The following is a 21,563-nucleotide window of genomic DNA, read 5'->3' on the forward strand; positions in this document are numbered from 1 at the left end:
CCCGACCACCTCCGCCCAAGGGAGATCCACGTGTCACAGCACCCCCACCCCAACCATGTCCCGGCGCCCCTGCAGTACGCGGACAAGCTGCACTTCGGGCCGACGACCAACGACACCCACGAGGGCATCGACACCAACCGGATGCGCGAGCAGCGTGCCGCCCGGATGCGGGCGATCATGCGCGCCGCGAACATCCCGGCACTGCTGGTGACGGGCGCGGAGAACGTCCGGTACCTCTGCGGTTTCTTCTGGTCGGAGTTCCAGCTCCAGGCTGGCTACGCGCTGTTCTTCGTGGATCATCCCCCGGTGGTCTTCGCCCCGGCGGGCTCCTATCACCAGATGCCGGACCAGGCCCCGTGGATCCCCGAGTGGCGGATCGCGCGTACCTGGCTGGAGGGGCCGGTGCCGGAGTCGGCCGCCGAGGCTGAAGCCAAGCTGTTCGCCGACGGGATCGCCGCGGAGCTGACCGAGCGCGGCCTCGGCCGGGAGCCGCTGGCCGTCAGCGAGTTCGGCGAGCGGGCGGTGTCCGCCCTGATCGGCATGGGCATCGAGGTACGTCCGGGGCTGCCGCTGCTCATGGAGAGCGCCCGCATCAAGACGCCCGACGAGATCAACTGCCTCAAGATGATCGCCTCCATCAGCTCCTCCGGCTTTCATCGGGCGCTGGAGACCCTCCGGCCGGGCGTCCTGCAGAGCACGGTCGCCAAGGAGGTCAAGCGCGCCGTCGAGGACGGCGGCGCCGAGTTCGGGGCGTCGAAGGTGATGGCCGGCCCGCTGGCGTTCGAGCGCGGCATCAGCAGCAGCGACCGGCGCATCGAGTACGGCGACCTGGCCTACGTGCTCACCTGCGGCAGCTCCTACCTCGGCTACACGGCGTGCCTCTACCGGCAGTACATCGTCGGCCGCCGCCCGACCGCCGAGGAGTCCGGCTGGTACGACACGTTGCGGGACCGGCTCGACTCGGTGATCGGCGAGCTGCGGCCCGGGGCCAGCACGGCCGACGCCGCCAGGCACTTCGCGCCCGCGAGCAAGTGGGGTTACACCGACGAGGCGGAACTGCTCACCATCGAGTTCGGGCACGGCATCGGCCTGGTGAACGCCGGTTCGCGGTTCGTGCACTACAACCCGCCGATCATCAACCGGCAGTGGTCCTTCGAACACCCGGAGGAGATCCAGCCCGGCATGGTGATCGCGGTCGAGGGGATCGAGGGCGTGCACCGCAAGCAGGGCGTGCGCCTTGAGACGATGGTCGTGATAACCGAAAACGGTCCGGAGGCGGTCGACTTCTATCCGCGTCATGAGATTCTGGCCGCCAGTGTCATCTGAAGCGGTGACGGCCGCCCGCGCGGGATCGTGGTCCGAGCCGGGTGCCGAGCTGGTGGCGCCCGGGGTGCACCGGATCCCGCTGCCGCTGCCGGACGAGCTCGCCGCGGTCAACGTCTACGCGCTGGAGCGAGCGGACGGGTTGACGCTGATCGACTCGGGTCAGGCCCTCCGGCGCGCCCGCGACGACCTGAAGGACGCGCTGTCGTCTCTCGGGTACGCCCTCGGCGACGTACGCGAGTTCCTCATCACCCACGCCCACCGCGACCACTACACCCTCGGTCCCTTGGTGCGCCGCGACCACGGTTCGCGGGTGCGCATCGGGATTCGCGAGGCGCCCGCGCTCGCGGCGGTCGGCAGTCCGGACTGGCCCGCGTACGTCTCCCAGCTGGCGCTGCTCCGTGCCAATGGCGCCGAGTCCCTCGCCGACGAGATCGGGGATGATGCCAGGGCCCAAGGAATCGCGGCTCACCAGTGGGAGGCCCCCGACTCGTGGATCGTCGACGACGAGATCATCGAGGTCGGCGAACGACGGCTGCACGCCATCCCGACCCTCGGCCACACCCAGGGCCATCTCGTCTTCCATGACGAGCAGGCGGCTCTGCTCTTCGCCGGTGACCACGTGCTCCCACACATCACCCCGTCCATCGGCCTGGAACCGGTCCCCGGACGATCGCCGCTGCGCGACTTCCTCGGGGCGCTGCGCCGGGTGCGGCGGCTCCCGGACGCGCTGCTGCTGCCGGCGCACGGCCCGGTCGCGCCCTCCGCCCACGCCCGCGTCGACGAGTTGCTGCGCCATCATGACGAGCGTCTCCGCAACACGCTGGCGGCCGTGCGTGCGGGGCGTACGACCGGGTTCGAGGTCGCAGCCAAGCTCCCCTGGACCCGGCGGCAGGTCGCCCTCGACGAGCTGCCGGTCTTCCACCAGATGCTCGCGGTCGTGGAGACGTCGGCACACCTGGAGCTTCTCGTCGAGCAGAACCTGCTCACGCAGACCTTCGACAGCGGCGTCGTCACCTACGTCTCCCGGGAGGCTGAGCAGTGAGTCTCCTCGACGGGATGCGGATCCTGGACCTGTCGACATTCTCGCCGGTTCGATTCGGCACCACCGTGCTGGCCGATCTCGGCGCCGACGTCATCCAGATCGACCGGCCGCGCTCCTCGTACCCGGACGACGTGCCGATGCTCACCTCCATCGAGCATCCGCGCTGGCTCTGGCACAGCCGCAACAAGCGGAGCATCGGCCTGAACCTCAAGCACGACGGGGCCCGACAGGTGCTCCTGCGCCTCGTCGCGGACGCGGATGTCCTCATCGAGGGCTTCGCGCCCGGCACGGCCGCGCGCCTCGGCCTCGACTACGGTTCGCTCAGCACGGTGAAGAAAGACCTGGTCTACGCCTCCGTGACCGGCTTCGGGCAGACCGGTCCGTACGCCGGTCTTGGCGGCCACGAGATGAACTACCAGGCGATGGGAGGGGTTACCGCAGCTATGGCCGCCGCCCACCGGGGCGACCCGGCGATCCTCCCATTCCCCTTGAGCGACTCCGTCGCGAGCCTGTACGCGGCTGTCGCGGTGCTCGCCGCCGTGCACCGGCGGGACCGCACCGGCCTCGGCGCCTGCGTGGACATCTCGATCCAGGATTCCGTGGTCTCGCTCTTCGGCTACGACGCGCAGTACTTCTGGCAGCAGGGCATCGCCGACCCGTCGGAGATCGAGGAGCTGGGCGGCTCCCCGGCGAACGGCGCCTACGCCACCGCGGACGGCAAGGCGGTCGTCCTGGGCGCGGTGGAGCCCTCGGTGTGGCAGCGGTTCTGCGCCGAGGTCGGGCGGCCGGATCTCGAAACGGCGCTGCTCGCGCCCGAGGAGCACGACCGGGTGCGGCGGGAGCTGGTGGCGATCTTCGGCCAGCGGTCGCGGGCCCAGTGGCAGACGGTCGGCGAGCAGGGCGGACTGGGCCTCACGCCGGTGCTCTCGCTGACCGACCTGCTGACCGATCCGCATATCGAACACCGTGGCCTGGTCAACGAGGTGGAACACCCGACGCTCGGCTTGGTGCGGCAACTCGCGACGCCGATCAACGTGGACGGTGGCATGCCGCCCTCGCGGTGGTTCGAGGTCCCGGGTGGGCATACCCGGGTTCTCCTGGAGGAACTCGGCATCGACGAGTCCGCACGAACCGCTCTCTACGAAGCCGAAGCCGTATTCGACGCCGAGCAGCCGTAATACCCGTAGTACCGGAGAGCTACCCGGGAGGTGGGCTCCCCAGCGGGAGGCCGACCAAGAGGTGGGATCCGTAAGTTTCGGTGCCGTCAGCACGAGAATCCGGCCCGGAAGGATCCCTTCCCCGTGGCGTTCCACCTCCGCAGCATCCTGCTCTCCACACTCGTCACCGCCTCCCTGGCCGGGCCGGTGTCGGGCGCGGCCCGGCCCTCGGCCGTCCCAGCGCCCGCACCCGCCGCCTTCCCCCCACTTCGGGCCGCGACCCTCGCCGAGCGGTACGCCGCCAGCCGCGACGGCATCCGGGCGGCCGGGCGGATGGCGGCCGACCACGGCCATCGATGGCGGGCCGCGATGCTGCGCGCCATGGCCGATCCGGCGCGGCAGTTCCTGTCCTTCGACGGCCGCGACGGGGGCCGGGCCGTAGAGGTCTTCGGCGACCTGTCCCAGGCCGAGCGGATCGCGGTGCTGGTCCCCGGCTCCGATACCAATCTCGACAAGTACGGACTCCTGCGCGGCGGCTCGCTGCGACTGCGGCAGGCGCTCGGCGACCGGTCCGCGGTCATCTCCTGGCTCGGATACGCGACGCCGAGCACGGTGAGCGCCGACGCGCTGACCACCGGCCGCGCCGCCCAGGCCGCCCCTGACCTCCGTGCTTTCGTGCGGGAGCTGCGTTCGGCCAAGCCCGTCGCCCGCATCTCCGTCGTGTGCCACTCCTACGGCTCTGTGGTCTGCGGGCAGGCCGCGTCCGGGCTGGACGTCACCGACATCGTCCTGTACGGCAGCCCGGGCGTCGGCGTCGACAACGCCGCCGCGCTGCACGCCCGGGCCACCGTCTGGGCCGGCCGGAGCAGCGGCGACTGGGTCGCCGGTGTGCCCTTCGCCGCGGTCGTATTCGGGACCGACCCGGTCTCGCCCGAGTTCGGCGCGCGGGTCTTCGCGGCGGGCGACGGCGGCCACAGCGACTACCTGAGACCCGGCGTGGCCTTGGAGAACGTCGCCCGGATCGTCTCCGGACAGGCCCCGTCCGAGGAGGGCCGTCGTGCGTGACATCATCCGGCGGATCGACGCCGCGACCCCGCCCGAACGTGACCGCCCGACGGACGCGCTGCGAGCCCTCGCGATCCTCGGCGTGGTGCTCGGCCACTGGCTGGTGACCGCCCTGGTCGCCGACAGCGGCACCCTGCACACCGCGAGCCTGCTCAGGTACACGCCCCAGCTCGCCCCCGTCTCCTGGCTGTTCCAGACGCTGGCGGTCTTCTTCCTGGTGGGCGGGCAGGTGGGCGCGAAGAGTTATGCCTGTGCCCGCGGGACGTACGGGCAGTGGCTCGGCGCCCGGATCGCCCGGCTGTCCCGGCCGATCGCCGCCGTGCTGGTGGTGTGGACCGTGGCGGCGGGCGTGATGCTCGCGGCCGGTGCCGACCAGGGGACCGTGCGCACGCTGGTCAAGCTGGTGTGGTCCCCGCTGTGGTTCCTGCTCGTCTTCGCGGCGCTGACGGCGGCGACCCCACTGGTCGCCCGCCTGCACCCGCTGTGGCCGCTCGCCGCCGTCGCGCTCGGGCTGCGTGGTTAGGGTGGACCGTCGCGCAATGGAGGACAAAGGGGACATGCGGGAAGGGTTGATGGGGACACTGCGCGCGGACCTGTGGACGATGGCCGCCGATCCCCTGCCGCGCATGAACGGGCCACGCTGGCTGGCCCGGCTGCCGCACGTCCTGGTCGTGGTGTTCGCGATGTTCATGGTCCAGAGCGTCAACTACGGCTTGGGTCAGGATCCGACGATCCTGGTGCTCGCCATGCTCCAAGCGACGGCTCTCGTTGTCGCGATGTTCCTCCCGATTCCGGCCTGGTGGGCATCGACCGTCATCATGGTCATCGGCGCGCTGATTGTGGAGCGCCCTCCCGCATCCTGGGACGTTCCCGGGGGAGGGATGTCGTTCCCCTGGTCCATTCACTTGATCGCGTTGCAGGCCGGGGTGCTGTTCCTGCTGGCTCTGCGGGTCCGTCCCCGGGTGGTGGCCGAGACGCTGGGGATCACCGTCCTGACGGGGCTGGCCTGCGTGTACTTCGTCAACCCGAGCATCGGACCTGGCGAAGTCGTGCGGGCCGTTCCCGTCCTGGCGACCGTGCTGGCGGTCGCTGTCCTGATGGGGATCGGCGCCGTACTGCGGGGCGAGCGCGTGGCCCGCACCAGGCTGTTCAGACAGCAGCAGCTCACGGCCGCGGAGCGGGCCAGACGCACCGTGCTCGAGGAGCGCAACCGGATCGCCCGCGAGTTGCACGACGTGGTCGCCCACCACATGTCGATGATCTCCATCCAGGCGCAGGTCGCCCCGCACCTGGTGAAAGACCCGCCGGTGGAGCTGACGGAGAACCTCGCGGGCATCCGCCAGAATGCCGTCGAAGCACTGACGGAACTGCGGCGGGTCCTGGGCGTGCTGCGATCGCCGGACGCGCTGGCGCACGCGCCGCAGCCCACCCTCGACCGGCTGGCGGAACTGGCCGGCAGCGTGCGCGGCACCGGTCTCACGCTCGCCATCGAGACCACGGGCGAGCCGCGCCCGCTGTCGCCGGGCGTCGAGCTGTCGGCGTTCCGCATCATCCAGAAGGCGCTGTCCAATGCGATGCGGCACGCCCCCGGTGCGGCGGTGCACGTGAAGATCGGGTACCGGATCGACGCGCTGGTCATCCAGATCACCAACACCGCGCCCGACCGGCCCTCACCCCCCGCCGCGGGACCCGGGCACGGGCTGCTGGGCATGCGCGAGCGCACGGCCATGCTGGGTGGCGCACTCTCAGCCGGCCCCACCCGGGACGGCGGCTACGAGGTGACCGCGACCCTGCCTGCCATGAAACCGCCCGCTGAGGATCCGCCATGACGACCATCCGCGTGCTGATCGCCGACGACCAGATGATGGTCCGCCAGGGCTTCACGGTGCTGCTCAACGCCGAACCCGGCATCGAGGTCATCGGTCAGGCCGTGGACGGCCTCGACGCCGTCGCGAAGGTCGCCGAACTCACCCCGGACGTCGTCCTGATGGACATCCGGATGCCCGAACTCGGCGGCATCGAAGCGACCCGCCGCATCACCGAACCGGCCGGCGCGGCCGTCAAGGTCCTCGTCCTGACCACCTTCGACATCGACGAGTACGTCTACGAGGCGCTCCGCGCAGGCGCGTCGGGGTTCCTGCTGAAGGACGCGTCCGCCGCCGAACTCGCACACGCCGTGCGGGTGGTGGCGGCAGGCGACGCGCTCCTCGCCCCGAACCTCACCAAGCGTCTCATCGCCGAGTTCTCCCGGGTGACCGGCACTCCCCGCGCCCCACTCAAGGACCGCGTCGGCGACCTGACCGAACGCGAAACCGAGGTCCTCTCCCTGATCGCTCAGGGCCTGTCCAACGCGGAGATCGCCCAGTCCCTGGTGGTCGCGGAACAGACCGTCAAATCCCACGTGGGCCGAATCCTGGTCAAACTCGGCCTGCGAGATCGAACCCAGGCCGCCGTCTACGCCTACGAGACAGGACTGGTACGCCCGACGGGGTACTAACTCGTAGCTGAGGTTGCACCGTCCTTCTCGTGACGAGATCTTGTGGGTAGCACATTCCCCTCAGGAGACGACATGTTGCCTCTACATATGCGCCGCCAGGAATTCCACCCCGATCCCGAGCTGGCCGCCGCCCGCGAGCAACCCGGCCTGCAGCGTGTCCCCACGCCCTACGGCCCGCAGGCCTGGCTGGTCACCCGCTACGACGACGTACGCGACGTGCTCAGGAACGCCGAACTGTTCAGCTACGCCCACGGCATCAACCTGCCGCCCATGAGCGAGGAGCAGGCCAAACGTCTCCGCGCGGGCGCGTTGCTGCTGATGGACCCACCCGACCACACCCGCTTACGCCGCATGCTGACCCCCGAGTTCACGATGCGCCGTATCCGCCGCCTGGAGCCCCGGGTCCGCGAGATCGTCGCCGACCATCTGGACACGATGGAACGTACCGGCGCGCCGGCCGATCTCATCTCCCAGTTCGCCACCCCGATTCCGTCGCTGGTCATCTGCGAACTGCTGGGGGTGCCGTACGAGGACCGGGACGCCTTCCAGGCGCGTACCGGCGCGATCCTCGACTTCAACCGCCCGCCCGAGGAGCGCGGGAAGGCGCAGATGGCGTCCGCCGCCTACATGGCCGAACTGGTCGGGCGGGCCCGGGTCGAGCCGGGCGAGGACCTGATCGGCATGCTGGTCCGCGAGCACGGCGACGACTTGTCGACCGACGAGCTGGTCGGCATCGGCGGGTTGTTGCTGGTGGCCGGGCACGAGACGACGGCCAGCATGATCGGCCTGGGCACGCTGGCGTTGCTGCGCCACCCGGAGCAACTCGCCCTGTTCCGCAAGGACCCGGACAAGGTCGACGGCATGGTCGAGGAACTGCTGCGCTGGCTGACGATCATCCACGCGGGCGCCACCAAGGTCGCCACGGCCGACACCGAGATCGCCGGGGTGCCGATCGCGAAGGGCGACGTCGTGGTGGTCTCCCTCCCGGCCGCCAACCGCGACCCCGCGCTGACCGAGGACCCGGACCGGTTCGACATCGAACGCCCCGACCTGGCCCACGTCGCGTTCGGCTACGGCGCGCACCACTGCATCGGAGCGCCGCTGGCCCGGATGGAGATGCGCATCGCGTTCCCCGCCCTGTTCGAGCGTTTCCCAAGCCTGCGCGAGGCGGGCGAGCCCGAATTCCGCTCATTCAACGTCGTGTATGGCCTGTCGGAGTTCCCCGTCGCCTGGTGATCCACGGTCACGTGGGCGCCGGTAGCGGCCGGCGCCCGCTGACCGTCGAGGGGTGAATTGAGGATCGAGCGATCGGGAGCGCCTGTGCCGCGGGAATCACTACCACGCTGGTGGAGTCACGACGTTCCGCGCCGGCGACTCGAGCCGGGCGAACGCCCCCCTCGTTCGGACCGGGCTCGCACGATCTATGCGGTGGCACTCTGGCTGGCCATTGTGGGCCTGCCGTTCGCGGCCGGTATCTTCATCGGCCGCACGACCCCCACGGGCAACGATGTGACATCAGGGCTGCTCGCGCTCCTCGTCGTGCTGGCACCGTACGCGATTGTCGGTTCCATAGTGGCGGAACGGGTCTCACTCAGCAGGCGAGACATATTCCTGTCGCGCACGACGTGGATTCGACGAGCCGCGTTTCTCCCCTACCGGGACTGGCCTCCGCTGCCGAGCGAAGTCGATCGGCTGGAGCGGATAGAGGTGGAAGGTGACAAGCGTCGCATCTTCCGCTTGAGATAGGGTCTGGACCTTCGATTTCCTAAGGTCCAGACCGCCCGGCATCGTCCTGGTTGCTGTTGTGCTTGCAGGTCACGTCATCGTGACGCTGACGGGGATGGTCCAGCCTTGGCGGCAGACCTTGCGGACCGGGAACTTCTGGTCACAGCCGTGCACCCAGAACGTGATCTTGAGTCCCTTGGCCACGTTGACGGCGTACCTTCCCGCGGTGCCGCCTGGCAACGGCGCTCCCAGGACAGTGCCCCCGTTGGAGAGCTCACCCGAAACCTGGAAGTACTCATAGTGGAACGGATCGGTCGGTCCATAGCGGAAGACCGCCTGGTTGTTCTTCTGGAACGCGGCGACGATCATACGCTCGCCCTGCTTAGGGCTCCAGGCGATCTGCCCGTGCTCGAAGCGCTGCTTGCGCCCGGTCATGTTGGGCGGCGTGTACTCATCGACGGTCGCGCAGCCGAACCAGCTGTCGGCTCCGCCAAGGGCTCGCCAGTAGTCGCCGATCAGCCCGTACGGCTGGATGGCGCAGGTGCTGGCAGAGGCAGGCTGTGCGGCGACGCCGACGCTCAGCAGGGCGGCCGCGGCCATTCCAGTGGCGGCGACGCTACGCCGGATCTTCGTTGTCATGATTCCTCCTTGATCTCTCCTCGACAGTAGAAAGAATCCGGCCAGCGGGGATCATGGCTGCCCATCCGAATCGGTAGGGCCAGCCCTCCCGCAACCGAGGGTTCGAGCCGGGACAAGCCCCCCCCATTTGCGGAACGCGCCATCGCGGCGCTTCACCATGAAGGCATGAGGCCTACACCCTCGACCAGCCGCCGCTGCCGTGGGACGCCCCGGGGTTCGGTCTTCCGCATGACGTGACCGTCGGAATGGAAAAGCGCCCACCCTTCCGGAGGGCGGGCGCTTTTCCGTTGGATCACATGTCTACGACGGGACTGCCGGGCAGGCAGCGGGTCGGGAGGGGCTCCGAGTTGCAGCCGGTCAGGATGCGCACGATCTGGGGGTCGTGGTCGCTGGCCTGGTCGGAGAACTCGGCGTTGATGTGGACCACGCCGTAGGAGTAGCCCTTGATGGCGGGGCTGACCAGGATGTGGTCGAGGACCTGGGAGTTGCCGTCGAAGACGTAGCTGTAACGCTCGTCGGCGGGAAGGGTGTCGATGAGGGTCTTCAGCAGGGTGCCGCCGACGGTGAGCGTCTCGAGCACCGGGCTGAACTGGTAGTCGTTGAGGTCGCCCAGGACGACCACCTCGGCGCGCCCGGCGCTCTTGGTGACCAGGTCCTGGACGAAGTCGCGGACCTCGCCGGCCTGCTGGAGGCGCTGGACCTCAGAGGTGCGGTTCGGGGGCTGCACGGCCGCGCTCAGCGGATGGTCGCCGCCCTTGGAGTTGAAGTGGTTGGCGATGACGAACAGCTGCTTGTCCCCGTCGTAGCGGAATTCGCCCACGAGCGGCTTGCGGCTGGTGTTCCACGCGGTGCTGGTCGGGTTGATCCGGCCGGGGGAGGCCGACAGGAAGATCTGGTTGCTGGTCGGCCGCTCGCGGAGCACGGTGACGGCCGTGTTGGCGTCGCCGCCGGGCCGGTCCACGAAGGTCACGCGGGCGGGGTTGAACAGGAACACCTGGCGGATGTTGCCGCCCGGCTCGCCGCCGTCGGTGCCGTCGTTCGGGTTGATCGAGCGCCAGTCGTACGTCGGGCCGCCCGCCGCCACGATCGCCGCGATGAACTTGGCGATGGTCTGGTCGGCCGCGACGACGCCGTTGTTGGTGGCGCCGTTGTTGTCCTGGATCTCCTCCAGGGCGACGATGTCGGGCTTGCCGAGGTTGGTGACGATCGCCTCGGCCAGGCGCGCGAACTTGGCGTCCGGGTTGGTGAAGGCCAGGTTCTCGACGTTGTAGGTGGCGACGGACAGGTCGCCCTGCTTCTTCGGCGGAAGCACCTTCTGGCGCTTGAGGGTGCCCTCGGTGATCGCGCCGAGCTCGGTGGCCTGAATGACGTACCCGCCGAACGACTGGTAGTCGACCACGCCGGTGCTCCCGGCGGCCAGCGTGGAGCCGACGTTGGCGGCGGGGGCGCCGTTCAGCGCGAGGAGCATGATGCGGCCGCTGTTCGGGTCGTCGTAGCCCTTGTAGACGGCGCCGCCGCGCGGGGTCGGGTTCTGGCCCGGCTTGAGGGTCACCCAGAGCTCGTCGAACTCGGTGTTGACCGGGCTGACCAGGCGGGTGTCCTGGGCGATGGTGACCCGCATGCCCTCGTGGATCTCCAGCCAGTCCAGCACGTACGAGGACGGCTCAAGCGGCTGGGCCTCAAGGGCGCCGCTCTTGGTGTACGCGTCGGGGAAGGCCACCGGGATGGCGGCGGGCAGCGCGTTGCCGCTGGTGAGCTTGGTGGTGGTGATCGTGCCGCCGAGCTCGGTGAGGGCCTGCGAGCCGGCGGCCGGGCGGAACTCGGTGACCCGGCCGGAGGCCAGCACGCTGTCGCCGCTGACGACCGTCGGCGAGGTGGAGCCCATGAAGACGAAGATGCCCTCGCTGGTCAGCGGGTCGGCGTCGGCGGACGGGTCCTGCATCCAGTAACCGCGCGCGTTGCCGGTCGTCCGGACGGCCGTGACGATGCCGGGCACGTTGGTGACGTTCTGCCCGACGATCGGGGAGATCCGGCCCGCGCCCTGGATGTCGTGGATGCGGACGGTGCCGGGGGTCGGGTCGACGGGACCGCCCGGGTTGTCCGCGGAGACGGTGGTGCCCGCGGTGTTGGTGGCCTTCGGCACGCCGGCGGTGAAGTCGACCGAGTTGTTGTCGGTGTCGGTCATCGCACCGGAGCGGGCGTTGGCCGTGGTGTTCGTGAGGCCGGGCGCGGCGAGCGTCTCGACGTTCGCGGTCGCGCCGTACCCGATCAGGTCCTTGACGTTCGGCGCGGTCGAGCAGGAGATGCCGCAGCCCACCAGCGGGATCTGGGCCGTGACCAGGGCGACGACGCCGGAGGTGGCCGACATCGGGATCGAGCCACTGGCGTCCGGGGTGGGGAGGTTGGTGGTGCCGCCGGCGCCCGCGGCCTCCTGGATGAGGTACTTGCCGTGCGCCGGGATGCTGCCGGACAGATTGGTCATCTGGAAGACCGCGCCCGCGGCAGAGGCGTACTGGATGCTCCAGGTCGAGACGTCGATGGGGGCGCCGGTGATGTTGGCCAGCTCGATGAAGTCGTTCTTGAAGATCGCTCCGGAGTTGCCGCCGCCGCCGTACACGGCGGAGATGACGACGTCGGAGGAGAGGGCGTTCGCGGTGCTGGGCAGTACTGCCATGGTCGCCGCGACCGTCAGTGGCAGGCTTGCCGCGGCGATCAGCCGACGTAATCTGGGGGTTGCCACAGGCCTTTGCTCCTAGATTGATGGGATCTACCCAGGAGCATGGTGGTACGTGTGTTCGGTTGAAAAGTATCGTTATCGACTATTTGCCTATATGCCGGAGGTGTTCATTGGTTCGTTCCACAACCGTGTCACTAGCGACGCGAGACGGCGACGTCGCAGACCTACGCGGGTGGTGGCGGGTAGCGGTGGTGTCCGGTCGAAGCGGCGAACTTGCGTACCTGCGGTTTGCTGGTGATCATGTGGCCGCGCAGCACTGAGGCGATCTCGACATCGATCAACGCTGGGGCGTGCACTGTTCGGGCGAGCCTCTGATGGAGAAGATCGCCACCGCGTCGATCTGTCCGGACACGCGTCGATGCCGGAGGTCAACCATGCGGCGACTGGCTTAGTCCGAATGTTCTATGCGGATTACGACATTTCCTGTTTTCTGGCCTGTCTCGACGTAGCGGTAGGCTTCGACGATCTCGTCCAAGGGATAGTGTCTGTCGATGACCGGCCTGAACGCTCCGGACTCGATCAATTCCTTGAAGTATTGTGCGGTCGCCTGGTCATTCCGCGGGATGGGGAATATGACCTTCTTGCCGCCGAGCAGGGGAGTGGTGAGGGCCAGGATCGGGTTTTGTATCAGCGGGCCCAAGTCCCCCGAGACGTAAATCCCGCGTGGTTTCAGCAGGCGCTTGCATCGGCCGAACGTGGTCTTGCCGACCGCGTCGATGACGACGTCGTATTTCTGCTCGTCCTTCGTGAAATCCTCGGCCGTGTAGTCGATGACTCTGTCGGCGCCCAGACCCCTGACCAGCTCAACGTTCTTCGTGTCGCAGACCGCGGTTACGCTGGCGCCGAGACTCTTCACGAGCTGGACCGCCGCCGAGCCGATGGCCCCGGTTGCGCCGTAGACGAGCACGTCCTGCCCGCTCTGGACTTTCGCCGCCCTGATGGCCGAGAGGGCATAGTGCGAGCCTTCGGTGCTGGGCGCGGACTCTTCGTAAGTAAGTCCTGCCGGGATGATCGCGAGGGTGCCGTCCTGGGGAATCGCCATGTATTGGGCGTGGGCTCCGAAACCGTTGTCGTTGAATCCGAACACCCTGTCGCCGACCTTGAAGGACGTGACGCCGCTGCCTACCGCCTCGACTTCTCCCGCGAACTCGGTTCCGAGGATCCGTACCTTCGGCGTGACAAGCCCGATGAAGAATCTCCAGATGAAGGGCTCGGCCGCCCGTAATGCGCAGTCTGTGCGATTGACCGTCGTCGCGTGGACCTTGACGAGGAGTTCGTTGTCTTTGACCGTCGGTTTCTCCGCCACTGAGACACGAACCACGTCCGGTGGGCCATATCTGGTACGGACTGCAGCCTTCATGACTGAATTGTAGCCAAAATACGGGAGATTGGGCGTAATCGCCGGACCGGTCGGCCCGGGAAGGGGCATTGAAATACAGCGGATGTCGTGGTTCGCAGGTGCCCGATTACTCTCTGTTACGATCGGCGGGTCGTACACGGAGGAGGCAACGGTGAAGGTATGGGTAAGGGTGGCTGTGGTCGTCGCAGCCGGATGGGGAGCGGTGCTGGGTGCTCCCGTCGCCTGGGCCGATCCCTCGCCCGATGAGCGCTCGCAACTCGCTCGTCTCGTCGGGGCCGACCTTGGCAGTCTGGTCAGCGCTCTGCCGGCCCTGCTGTGCGGCAATCGCCTGATCAGCTACAACTCCCCGACGTTCAACTCCCCGGTGAAGTGCCTCAACGGGCCGGAGAACAGCGGCAACTCCACCGACAGCGGCAACTACACCAGCCTCGGCAACCCGGTGAACAGCGGAAACTTCTCCAACACCAACGGGTCCACGGGGAGCAGCAACTCTTCCAAGAGCGGCAACACGGCCAATGGCCGTCAGGAGATCACCAGGCAGGTCGCGCGATGATGATCGTGATGTACGCCGCAGCCCTGGCCTTTGCCCCGATCGCCATCCCGGTGGGGGGATGCGACCCGAGTGGCTGCGCCAACACCAACACCAGCGGTGACACCTTCAACACCGGAAACAGCAAGAACAGCGGCAATTACCGCACTACGAACAACAACCTCAACAGCGGCAACTTCAGTACTGCCAACGGTTCCACCAACACCGCCAATTCCTCCCTCAGCTTGAACAACGCAGACGGTCCCCAGCGCATCATCGTCGCCAATCGTGTCGTCAAACCCGTCGTCAAACGCGTCATCAAACACGTCGTCAAGCGGAGACACTGATCTGCGAGGAGTGCGATCGTGAAACCGGTCAGGTAGGAGAAGCTGCCGACTCCACGCCATCCAGAAGGATGGCCAGGCCGTCCGTGAACGCGTTTCTGGCCAGGTCCTCCCAGTTGCCTGGTGCCGGCTCCTTCGCCAGCCGGGCCGAATACGGGAATCGCTCGGCGAAGTCGGGGACGAGTTCCCGCATGAGATCGCCGCGGAGTGCCCACCATTCCTGATCGGGGGTTCCGGTGGTCGTGGCGGCCGATCGCGTTTCCGTGATCGACTGCGCCGAACCCCGTACCAGGCTGAACAGGGAGCTGACGATCGCTCTGACGGGCGATCCTGTCCGGTCGAGAATGCGCAGGATGGACTCCAGGACGGCCTGTTCGTGCGGACCGAGCACCGGGCGTGCGTGGGACACCTGCAGGAGCCAGGGGTGGCGCAGGTAGCAGGCCAGCAAATCGTGAGCCCAGCACTCGATTTCGGCGCGCCAGCCGCTGGATGGAGCTACCGGCGTGGCGAGGTTCGCGTGCGCCTGGTCGTACATCAGGTCGATGAGTTCGCGTTTGGTCGGCACATAGGTGTAAAGCGACATCGCGGTACGGCCCAGCCGTTCCCCCACCGCGCGCATCGACCACCCGTCCAGCCCTGACTCATCCGCCACCGCGATCGCCGCGTCCACGATCGCGTCCACCGTCAGGGCGGGCTTCGGGCCTCGGGTCGTCCGGCCGGGATCGGCCGTCGACGCCCGCCACAGCAGGGCCATCGTGCGCTGGGGATCGCCCTGACCTGCGTAAACAATCAAGAGGTGAAACTCCTTACGGCATAAGGTATTGTGTCGGAGCGGAAACAGTTTACGGCATAAGGAGAGAGCATGGCGGTCGTGGCACTGCCCGATGGATCGAGCATCGAGGTCGAGGTGCACGGTGAAGGGCCGAACCTCCTGCTTCCGGTGAATCCCAAGCCCGCCGAGGAAGGTCCGGCGGCCCAGGCGATGCGCGACTGGGGCGGGGACCCGGCGCTCGGGCATTCTCTCGTCACCGGATTGCGGGATGATTTCCGCGTCATCGCCTTCGATTACGAGGCACACGTCATCGCCAACCCGAAAACGCTCACGCCGGACGTCGTCGTGCGTGATCTGCTCACCGTCGCCGACGCGGTGGACGCCGAGGTCTTCGGCTATTACGGCTATTCGTGGCTGGCCCTGATCGGTATGCAACTGGCTCTCCGTACGAGTCGGTGCGCGGCCCTGGTCATGGGGGGATATCCGCCGGTCGGCGGGCCGTACGAGGAAATGCTGAGCGTTACCAGGGCAACCCATCGGCTGGCCGTCGAAGCGCTGGATGCGCCGCCCGCCGGGCCGGTGACGCCGGGGGATTGGGATACCGTCTCGGTTTCGCTGTCGCCCAGCCAGGCTCAGCAGTTCGTCACCCTCTACGAGGAACTCCAGCATTTCGACGACCTGGCCGCTCAGCAGGAACTCAGTTGTCCGAGGCTGTGCTTCGCCGGTTCCGTCGATGTCGTCGAGTACAGCCCGAGGTGGGGAGATGTCCGGGTGGACATCGCGGGGCCGATAGTCGATCGGCGGGCCGAACTCGAAAAGCTCGGCTGGGAGGTGCGGGTGCTCGACGGTCTCGACCACATGCAGGCCATGCAGGCCGATCAGGCCCTGCCGATCATCCGCCCCTGGCTCACGGCGAGCCTGAAATCGTGAACCGATTTACGGGTCGTATAGGCCACCCCCCGGGGCTCCCGTGCCCGCTCCACGGGAGCCCGTCGACGTCACAGTTGGGCGATTCTGTCCTTAAACAGGGTCGTCGCGATCGCGGCGCGGTGTGGTTCGCCCCGGAGGAACGCCTGCGCGAAGTGTTTGGCCTGCTCGTAGGAGACCCGGCCCGGCATCGGTGGTTCGTCGGGGTCGACGTCCACGTCGACCAGGGCGGGGCCGTCGTGGGCGAACGCCTCCGCCATCGCCGAGGGCAGGTCGCCGGCCTTGGTGACCTTGACGCCGTAGCCGCCGCAGGCGCGCGCCCAGGCGGAGTAGTCGGTGGGCGGTTCCGGGTAGCGAACGCCGTGTTCGGGGTAGCCGAGCACCATCTGCTCCCACAGGATCTGGCCGAGCGCGTTGTTGTTGTTGATCACTACCTTGACCGGAAGCCCCTGCTGCGCGGCGGTCAGGAACTCGCTCATGAGCATGGCGAAGCCACCGTCCCCGACGTAGGCGATGACCTGCCGACCGGGGTACGCGTGCCGCATCGCGAGCGCGTAGGGCAGCCCGGGAGCCATGGACGCGAGGTTGCCCGACAGGTAGAAGCCGCGATCGCCGCGAATGGTCCAGTAGCGGGCCGCCCAGGTGGCGATCGTGCCGCTGTCGCAGGTCAGGATCGCGTTCTCGGCGGCCAGCTCGTCGATGACCGACACGACATACTGCGGCGCGATCGGGTCCCGATCCGGGCTGGCCAGAGCGGCCATATCCGACCGCCAGGCCTCCATCTTCTCCTGATATTTCCTCAGATGGGTGCGGTCGGTGCGCGGCGTCAGCAGCGGCAGCAGCGCGAGCAGCCCCTCCTTCGCGTCGCCGACCAGCGGCACGTCCGTCGGCACCCGCGTGCCCGCCCGCGCCGGATCCGCCTCCAGCTGCACGAACCGCGCCTTCCCCGGCTCGGGCAGATGTTTGGTGTACGGGAAGTTGGTCCCCACCAGGAACATCACATCGACGTCGTCCACCAGGTCCGCCGTCGGCCTGGTGCCCAGCAGCCCGATCCCTCCGGTGGTGTACGGAGAATCGTCAGGGATGACCGCCTTTCCGGGCAGAGTCTTGATCACCGGGCAGGCCAGCGTCTCGGCGACCGCGAGGACTTCGGCTCGTGCGTGCAGGGCGCCCGCCCCCACCAGCAGCGCGGGGCGTTTGGCGGCGTTGAGCGCGTCGGCCGCCCGCGGGAGATCTTTCTCGCGGGGGCGGCCCGGGGCCGACAGGTAGATCGGCTCGGTCTGGGGTGGGCGTGCGGGCGTGACGTGCTGCCAGGGGTCGGCGTCCGCGTCGGCCACCTGGATGTCGTTCGGGATCGTCAGGTGCGCGACCCCACGCCGGGCGTACGCCGTTCTGATCGCCATGTCCACCAGCGTGGGCAGCTGGGTCGGGTTGGTGATCACCATGTTGTACTCGGTGACGTCCTCGAACAGGCGGTCGAGATTGACTTCCTGCTGGTAGTTGGTGCCGAGTACGGAGGTTTCCTGCATGCCGGTGATCGCGAGCACCGGGGCGTGGTCGAGTTTGGCGTCGTAGAGCCCGTTGAGCAGGTGGATTCCACCGGGTCCCGAGGTGGCCAGGCAGACGCCGAGCCGGCCGGTCGCCTTGGCGTATCCGGTGGCCATGAAGGCGGCCGCCTCCTCGTGATGGACCAGCACGAACCGGACGCGGTCGCGATGGCGCCGCAGCCCTTCCATGATCCCGTTGATGCCGTCGCCGGGGATCCCGAAGATCGTGTCGACTCCCCAGTCGGCCAGCCGTTCCACTAGCGCTTCTGAAGTCATGTGTCCCATGAGTCCGCCGTTTCCCCATCGGGCCATCTCATACGACCTATCTGGATAAATCCCCGCAAAGTGGGGCAAATTCCGCGATTCTTGCTGGTCGTCTACCTGCTTCGTTGGAGGAGCAACGCGGACAGGGCGCACAACACGCCCGTGGCGGCGCAGGTCCACCAGAGGGCTGATCTGTCGTAGAGGAACGCGCCCACCAGGGGGGCGGCGACTCGGGCGATCGCGCCGGTCCAGCCGTACAGGGCCTGGTAGGTGGCATGGGCGTGGGCGGGGGTGAGGTCGGCGATCAGGGCGGCGCTGAAGCCGACCATGCCGATCTCGCCGGCCGACCAGATCACGACGGTGAGGGCGTACTGCCAGGGCGTGGTCGCGAGGCCGGTCAGGGCCAGGCCGATGCCGATCAGGGCCCAGGAGGCGGCCAGGACCGTGAGGCGGGGGTAGCTGGTGAGCCAGGCCATGATCAACGGTTGGAGGGCGACGACGAGGATGGCGTTGAGGGTGATCAGCAGGCCGTACCGGGAGGGTGGGTGGCCGTCGGCGGTGAGGGCCAGGGGGAGGGCGAAGCGCTGCTGGGCGTAGACGGTCGCGTTGATGAGGATGAGCAGCAGGACCGCGAGCAGGTGGCGGTTGCGGAGGGCGGTGCGGTAGCGCGGGGGGCGCCGGTGGGTTTGGGAGGGATTGCTGGGGATTCCGGCGGCGACCACGGCGGCGAAGATCAGGGTGGTGGCGACGTCGAGGGCGATCAGGAGCCAGAAGCCGTGGGCCAGAAGCAGGCCCGCCGCCACGCCGGAGAGCGCGGCGCCGACGTTGAACGCCCAGTGCAGCAGGCCGAATGCTTTGGGGCGCAGGTCGGAGGGGATGGTTTCGGCGATCAGGGCTCTGGCGGCGGGCTGGTAGACGTCGGCGCACAGGCCGAGGGCGGCCGCGAACGCCATCATTGTCGTGATATTCCAGGCGAATCCGATGAGGAGCAGGCAGGCCGCAGTGGACAGCAGGCCGGTGATCAAGGTGGTTCTGTGGCCGAAACGGTTGGCCAGGAAGCCGCCTAAGGGTTGGCCGCCGAGCCCGCCCACGCCGTACGCGCCGAGGACCAGGCCGATCTCGCCCGGGCTGTGGCCGAGGGAGGCCAGGTAGGAGACGAGGAACGGCAGAACGGTTCCGCCGAACCGGCTGACGAGCTGGCCGGAGAACAGGAACCAGAAGACTCGGGGGAGGCCGCCGAATACGGCAGTGCGCAGGACCACGAGGTCACGGTGGGTCGGCGGGGGCTGCTGGCGCGAAGTATTCGGTTGGGGCCGAAGCCGGGTCGGCTAGATTCGGCTGGAACCGAAACGTGCGGGAGTCGGCGCGGAACTCCTGGATGATTCGGCCATAGCCTCACACGGGACATGCGTATGCACAGTCTGATCTTCTCGGCCTATGACCTCACCTCCCTGCGTTTCGCCTACTCGCCGCTGAAAGAGGTCGTGGCCAGCGTCAACGTGCTGCGCCGTCCGATGGACCGGGCGCTTCACCTGCCGTGGTTCAAGGAGGTTCGTCCGCTGCTGGCCGAGATCGACCTGGCGTTGCTCGGCGATCTGGTCATCTCCTGCCCGGGGTACATTCCCGACTTCCTCACCCCCGCGCCGGCCACTCCCATTCCGGATCTCACCACTGAACTGGCCATGCTCCGGGCGACTCCGCCCTCCGTGGTACGAGACGACCTGAACCTCATGGTGGGCCCACGCCGGAAATCCGTGGCCGCGCTTTATGCCGACCCGGTCGCTGAACTCGATCGGCTGGCGTCCGCAATCGAGACCTACTGGCAGGTCGCGTTCGCTCGTCACTGGCCTCGAATGCGCAATCTGCTGGAAGGCGACCTGCTTTATCGCGTCAGAAGGCTGGCCGATGGCGGGCCTGCACTGCTCTTCGCCGACCTGCACAAGAATGTGCGCTGGGCGGAGAACACGCTGCACGTCGAAGGCCGGTCCGATTCGCAGTCCCGGGTGCTCGACGGCCAGGGGCTGCTGCTGATTCCGTCGGTTTTCGTGTGGCCCAAGACTTTCTCCCGCACGCTTTCTCCGGGCCAGCCCACCCTTACCTATCCGGCCCGGGGCCTTGCCACTCTCTGGGAGAAAGGATTCGCGCCAGATCCCGGAGCTCTCGCCGCGGTCATCGGAGGGGCCCGGGCGCTCATTCTCACCGAACTCGACTCTCCGCTTTCGACCACTGAACTGGCTCGGCGACTGCCGTACTCCGCGGGGAGTATTTCCGAGCATCTGAGCCTGCTTCGGGCTGCCGGGCTCGTCACCGCACATCGAATCGGCCGTTCCGTTCTGTACGCGCGCAGCGCCGCCAGCGAATCCCTGCTCGCGGGGGTCAGGCCAGCACTTGCATAGGTTTTTCAGAGGGGCCGATTGAAGCGGACGCGTGTGGTGCCGGGGCCGTCGTGGTTCTCGTAGGGGTCGCTGACCGTGAAGCCCATCGCGGTGTGGAAGGCGATCGAACGATGATTCTGCGGTGAAGTGATCGCTTGTACGACCGTTCGGGCGTCGGCTCGGGCCAGGTCGAAGAAACGCGTGTAAAGCTCGCGTGCCAGGCCCTTCGCCCGGAAATCTGGATCGACGGCTACGTAGTGGATGTAGGCGACTGTCGGCTGCGAGGGTGAGAGAAATCCCACGAGAAATCCGACAAGTCGGTCGTTGACCTCGGCGATCAGACTGCTGCTGAAGAAATGATCCAGGAAGAGCCGGGACAGTCCGGCCGTCATGGGCCGCCCCCACCAATCATCAACAACCGTGACAATCCTGTCGTAATCATCTGGGACGGCCTGGCGCACACCAACGTCGTACATGCCTCCCAGCATGCATCCACGGGCACCGTCCCGGAACACGCGGCTGGACGGCGAGGAGACGGCCACCATCCGGGCCGATAAAATTCGATATTTCGTGCGAAGGTGATCATGCTGCGGATACCGTCCACCGCATGAGGGGCCGGTTATGACGCAGGGGACGATCGCGCGCTGGGCTGCGCTTCCTCGCCTGGCCGCAGTCGCGCTCGTCGCGGCTCCGGTCTGGTTTGGTCGTTTCTCACCGCCCGTGTTTCTCCTCTGACGCCTGCATCCTGGGACCGGGCTTGAGGTATGACACCGGCTTCTGGCTGTCCGGGACGATGCCGATCGGCTCCTGGCTGTCCCGCCATGGACCCCATCTGCTACACCGCCTGCCTCGACTTCTGGTGGCGGATCCAGCAGTTCCATTACGAAGCCCAGGTCATGGGCCTTCACCTCGGCCCGCTGGCCGTCATCGCGACCATGACCTTCCTGGTCTCCCGCCGTGCCGTCATCGCGGCGTGGGCCGGCCTGATGGTCCTCGCCGTCCCGGGAACAATCGCCGCGATCGCCAACCCGTACCAGTTCTGCTACCCGGCGGCGATGTCCCCGCAGGCCTGGCCGCTGATCGCCGCCGCCATCCTCATCCGGCTCCCCGCCCACACGACCTTCCTGTCCCGGCTGACCCCGTCGAAGAACACCCGCGATCTCCTCGCCATCCTCGCCGTCGCGGTTATTCTCGGCTGGCTGGTCGTCGCGCATTTCCTGCCCTGACGAAAATTGGGATGCCCGCCCGGGAAATTGG

21 protein-coding genes are annotated in these 21,563 nt (G+C 67.9%); 14 read left to right on the forward strand and 7 right to left on the reverse strand.

The genetic code is table 11. From position 1 onward, the window contains the following. Window positions 1–30 precede the first annotated feature (30 nt). The 9 genes from ABGB08_RS41980 (at window position 31) to ABGB08_RS42020 (ending at window position 8,833) form a co-directional block, all read left to right on the forward strand. The gene (locus tag ABGB08_RS41980; protein ID WP_347602324.1) at window positions 31–1,326 is read left to right on the forward strand and encodes a M24 family metallopeptidase; all 1,296 of its coding nucleotides are present in this window, start codon (window positions 31–33) and stop codon (window positions 1,324–1,326) included. Window positions 1,327–1,330: 4 nt separating this feature from the next. Continuing rightward, window positions 1,331–2,368, forward strand: coding sequence for an MBL fold metallo-hydrolase (locus ABGB08_RS41985; RefSeq protein ID WP_347602326.1), 1,038 nt, complete (start codon window positions 1,331–1,333; stop codon window positions 2,366–2,368). Continuing rightward, window positions 2,365–3,546, forward strand: coding sequence for a CaiB/BaiF CoA-transferase family protein (locus ABGB08_RS41990; protein WP_347602328.1), 1,182 nt, complete (start codon window positions 2,365–2,367; stop codon window positions 3,544–3,546). Before ABGB08_RS41985 ends, ABGB08_RS41990 begins: the two co-directional genes overlap by 4 nt. Before the next feature lie 123 nt (window positions 3,547–3,669). Further along, window positions 3,670–4,590, forward strand: coding sequence for an alpha/beta hydrolase (locus ABGB08_RS41995; RefSeq protein ID WP_347602330.1), 921 nt, complete (start codon window positions 3,670–3,672; stop codon window positions 4,588–4,590). Continuing rightward, window positions 4,583–5,113: an acyltransferase family protein gene (locus ABGB08_RS42000; protein ID WP_347602332.1), complete on the forward strand. Its 531-nt coding sequence runs from the start codon at window positions 4,583–4,585 to the stop codon at window positions 5,111–5,113. The genes ABGB08_RS41995 and ABGB08_RS42000 overlap by 8 nt, the downstream gene beginning before the upstream one ends. A 16-nt stretch (window positions 5,114–5,129) precedes the next feature. Next, window positions 5,130–6,419, forward strand: coding sequence for a histidine kinase (locus ABGB08_RS42005; protein WP_347602334.1), 1,290 nt, complete (start codon window positions 5,130–5,132; stop codon window positions 6,417–6,419). After that, entirely contained in the window at window positions 6,416–7,087 is a 672-nt protein-coding gene (locus ABGB08_RS42010; protein ID WP_347602336.1) for a response regulator transcription factor, read from the forward strand. The genes ABGB08_RS42005 and ABGB08_RS42010 overlap by 4 nt, the downstream gene beginning before the upstream one ends. 72 nt (window positions 7,088–7,159) lie before the next feature. Continuing rightward, entirely contained in the window at window positions 7,160–8,323 is a 1,164-nt protein-coding gene (locus tag ABGB08_RS42015; RefSeq protein WP_347602338.1) for a cytochrome P450, read from the forward strand. A 192-nt stretch (window positions 8,324–8,515) separates the two neighbouring features. Next, window positions 8,516–8,833, forward strand: coding sequence for a hypothetical protein (locus ABGB08_RS42020; protein WP_347602340.1), 318 nt, complete (start codon window positions 8,516–8,518; stop codon window positions 8,831–8,833). A 69-nt stretch (window positions 8,834–8,902) separates the two neighbouring features. On the opposite strand, the gene ABGB08_RS42025 is transcribed toward ABGB08_RS42020, so the two are convergent. The 3 genes from ABGB08_RS42025 to ABGB08_RS42035 form a co-directional block, all read right to left on the reverse strand. Beyond that, window positions 8,903–9,451 carry a hypothetical protein gene (locus ABGB08_RS42025; protein ID WP_347602343.1) on the reverse strand — a complete coding sequence of 183 codons (549 nt, stop codon included), beginning with the start codon at window positions 9,449–9,451 and terminating at the stop codon, window positions 8,903–8,905. Between the two features lie 292 nt (window positions 9,452–9,743). After that, window positions 9,744–12,191, reverse strand: a complete 2,448-nt coding sequence (locus ABGB08_RS42030; protein WP_347602346.1) for an endonuclease/exonuclease/phosphatase family protein — start codon at window positions 12,189–12,191, stop codon at window positions 9,744–9,746. A 385-nt stretch (window positions 12,192–12,576) separates the two neighbouring features. Beyond that, entirely contained in the window at window positions 12,577–13,548 is a 972-nt protein-coding gene (locus ABGB08_RS42035; protein WP_347602349.1) for an NAD(P)-dependent alcohol dehydrogenase, read from the reverse strand. Between the two features lie 151 nt (window positions 13,549–13,699). Here ABGB08_RS42035 and ABGB08_RS42040 point away from each other — a divergent pair, with 151 nt between their 5' ends. Together ABGB08_RS42040 and ABGB08_RS42045 are read left to right on the forward strand one after the other, a co-directional pair. Further along, window positions 13,700–14,101: a hypothetical protein gene (locus ABGB08_RS42040; RefSeq protein ID WP_347602352.1), complete on the forward strand. Its 402-nt coding sequence runs from the start codon at window positions 13,700–13,702 to the stop codon at window positions 14,099–14,101. Beyond that, window positions 14,098–14,424 (forward strand): hypothetical protein, encoded by a 327-nt coding sequence (locus ABGB08_RS42045; protein ID WP_347602355.1) that lies wholly within the window; start codon window positions 14,098–14,100, stop codon window positions 14,422–14,424. The genes ABGB08_RS42040 and ABGB08_RS42045 overlap by 4 nt, the downstream gene beginning before the upstream one ends. Before the next feature lie 28 nt (window positions 14,425–14,452). Here ABGB08_RS42045 and ABGB08_RS42050 read toward each other — a convergent pair whose 3' ends face one another. Next, window positions 14,453–15,214: a TetR/AcrR family transcriptional regulator C-terminal domain-containing protein gene (locus ABGB08_RS42050; protein WP_347602358.1), complete on the reverse strand. Its 762-nt coding sequence runs from the start codon at window positions 15,212–15,214 to the stop codon at window positions 14,453–14,455. Window positions 15,215–15,283: 69 nt separating this feature from the next. Between ABGB08_RS42050 and ABGB08_RS42055 the strand changes: the two genes are divergently transcribed. Further along, window positions 15,284–16,123, forward strand: a complete 840-nt coding sequence (locus ABGB08_RS42055) for an alpha/beta hydrolase (protein ID WP_347602361.1) — start codon at window positions 15,284–15,286, stop codon at window positions 16,121–16,123. A 68-nt stretch (window positions 16,124–16,191) separates the two neighbouring features. On the opposite strand, the gene ABGB08_RS42060 is transcribed toward ABGB08_RS42055, so the two are convergent. Both ABGB08_RS42060 and ABGB08_RS42065 read right to left on the reverse strand, forming a co-directional pair. Beyond that, a complete protein-coding gene (locus ABGB08_RS42060; protein ID WP_347602364.1) occupies window positions 16,192–17,943 on the reverse strand; it encodes a thiamine pyrophosphate-dependent enzyme in 1,752 nt (583 codons plus the stop codon). A gap of 101 nt (window positions 17,944–18,044) precedes the next feature. Beyond that, on the reverse strand, window positions 18,045–19,193 hold the full coding sequence (locus ABGB08_RS42065) for an MFS transporter (protein WP_347602367.1): 1,149 nt from the start codon (window positions 19,191–19,193) through the stop codon (window positions 18,045–18,047). A gap of 144 nt (window positions 19,194–19,337) precedes the next feature. Here ABGB08_RS42065 and ABGB08_RS42070 point away from each other — a divergent pair, with 144 nt between their 5' ends. Continuing rightward, window positions 19,338–20,327, forward strand: a complete 990-nt coding sequence (locus tag ABGB08_RS42070; RefSeq protein ID WP_347602370.1) for a DUF5937 family protein — start codon at window positions 19,338–19,340, stop codon at window positions 20,325–20,327. A gap of 5 nt (window positions 20,328–20,332) precedes the next feature. Here ABGB08_RS42070 and ABGB08_RS42075 read toward each other — a convergent pair whose 3' ends face one another. Next, on the reverse strand, window positions 20,333–20,767 hold the full coding sequence (locus ABGB08_RS42075) for a GNAT family N-acetyltransferase (RefSeq protein ID WP_347602372.1): 435 nt from the start codon (window positions 20,765–20,767) through the stop codon (window positions 20,333–20,335). 360 nt (window positions 20,768–21,127) lie between these two features. On the opposite strand from ABGB08_RS42075, the gene ABGB08_RS42080 reads away from it, so the two are divergent. Then, window positions 21,128–21,532, forward strand: a complete 405-nt coding sequence (locus ABGB08_RS42080; protein WP_347602375.1) for a hypothetical protein — start codon at window positions 21,128–21,130, stop codon at window positions 21,530–21,532. Window positions 21,533–21,563 lie beyond the last annotated feature (31 nt).

This window comes from Acrocarpospora sp. B8E8 (assembly GCF_039871605.1).
Lineage (GTDB): Bacteria > Actinomycetota > Actinomycetes > Streptosporangiales > Streptosporangiaceae > Acrocarpospora > Acrocarpospora macrocephala.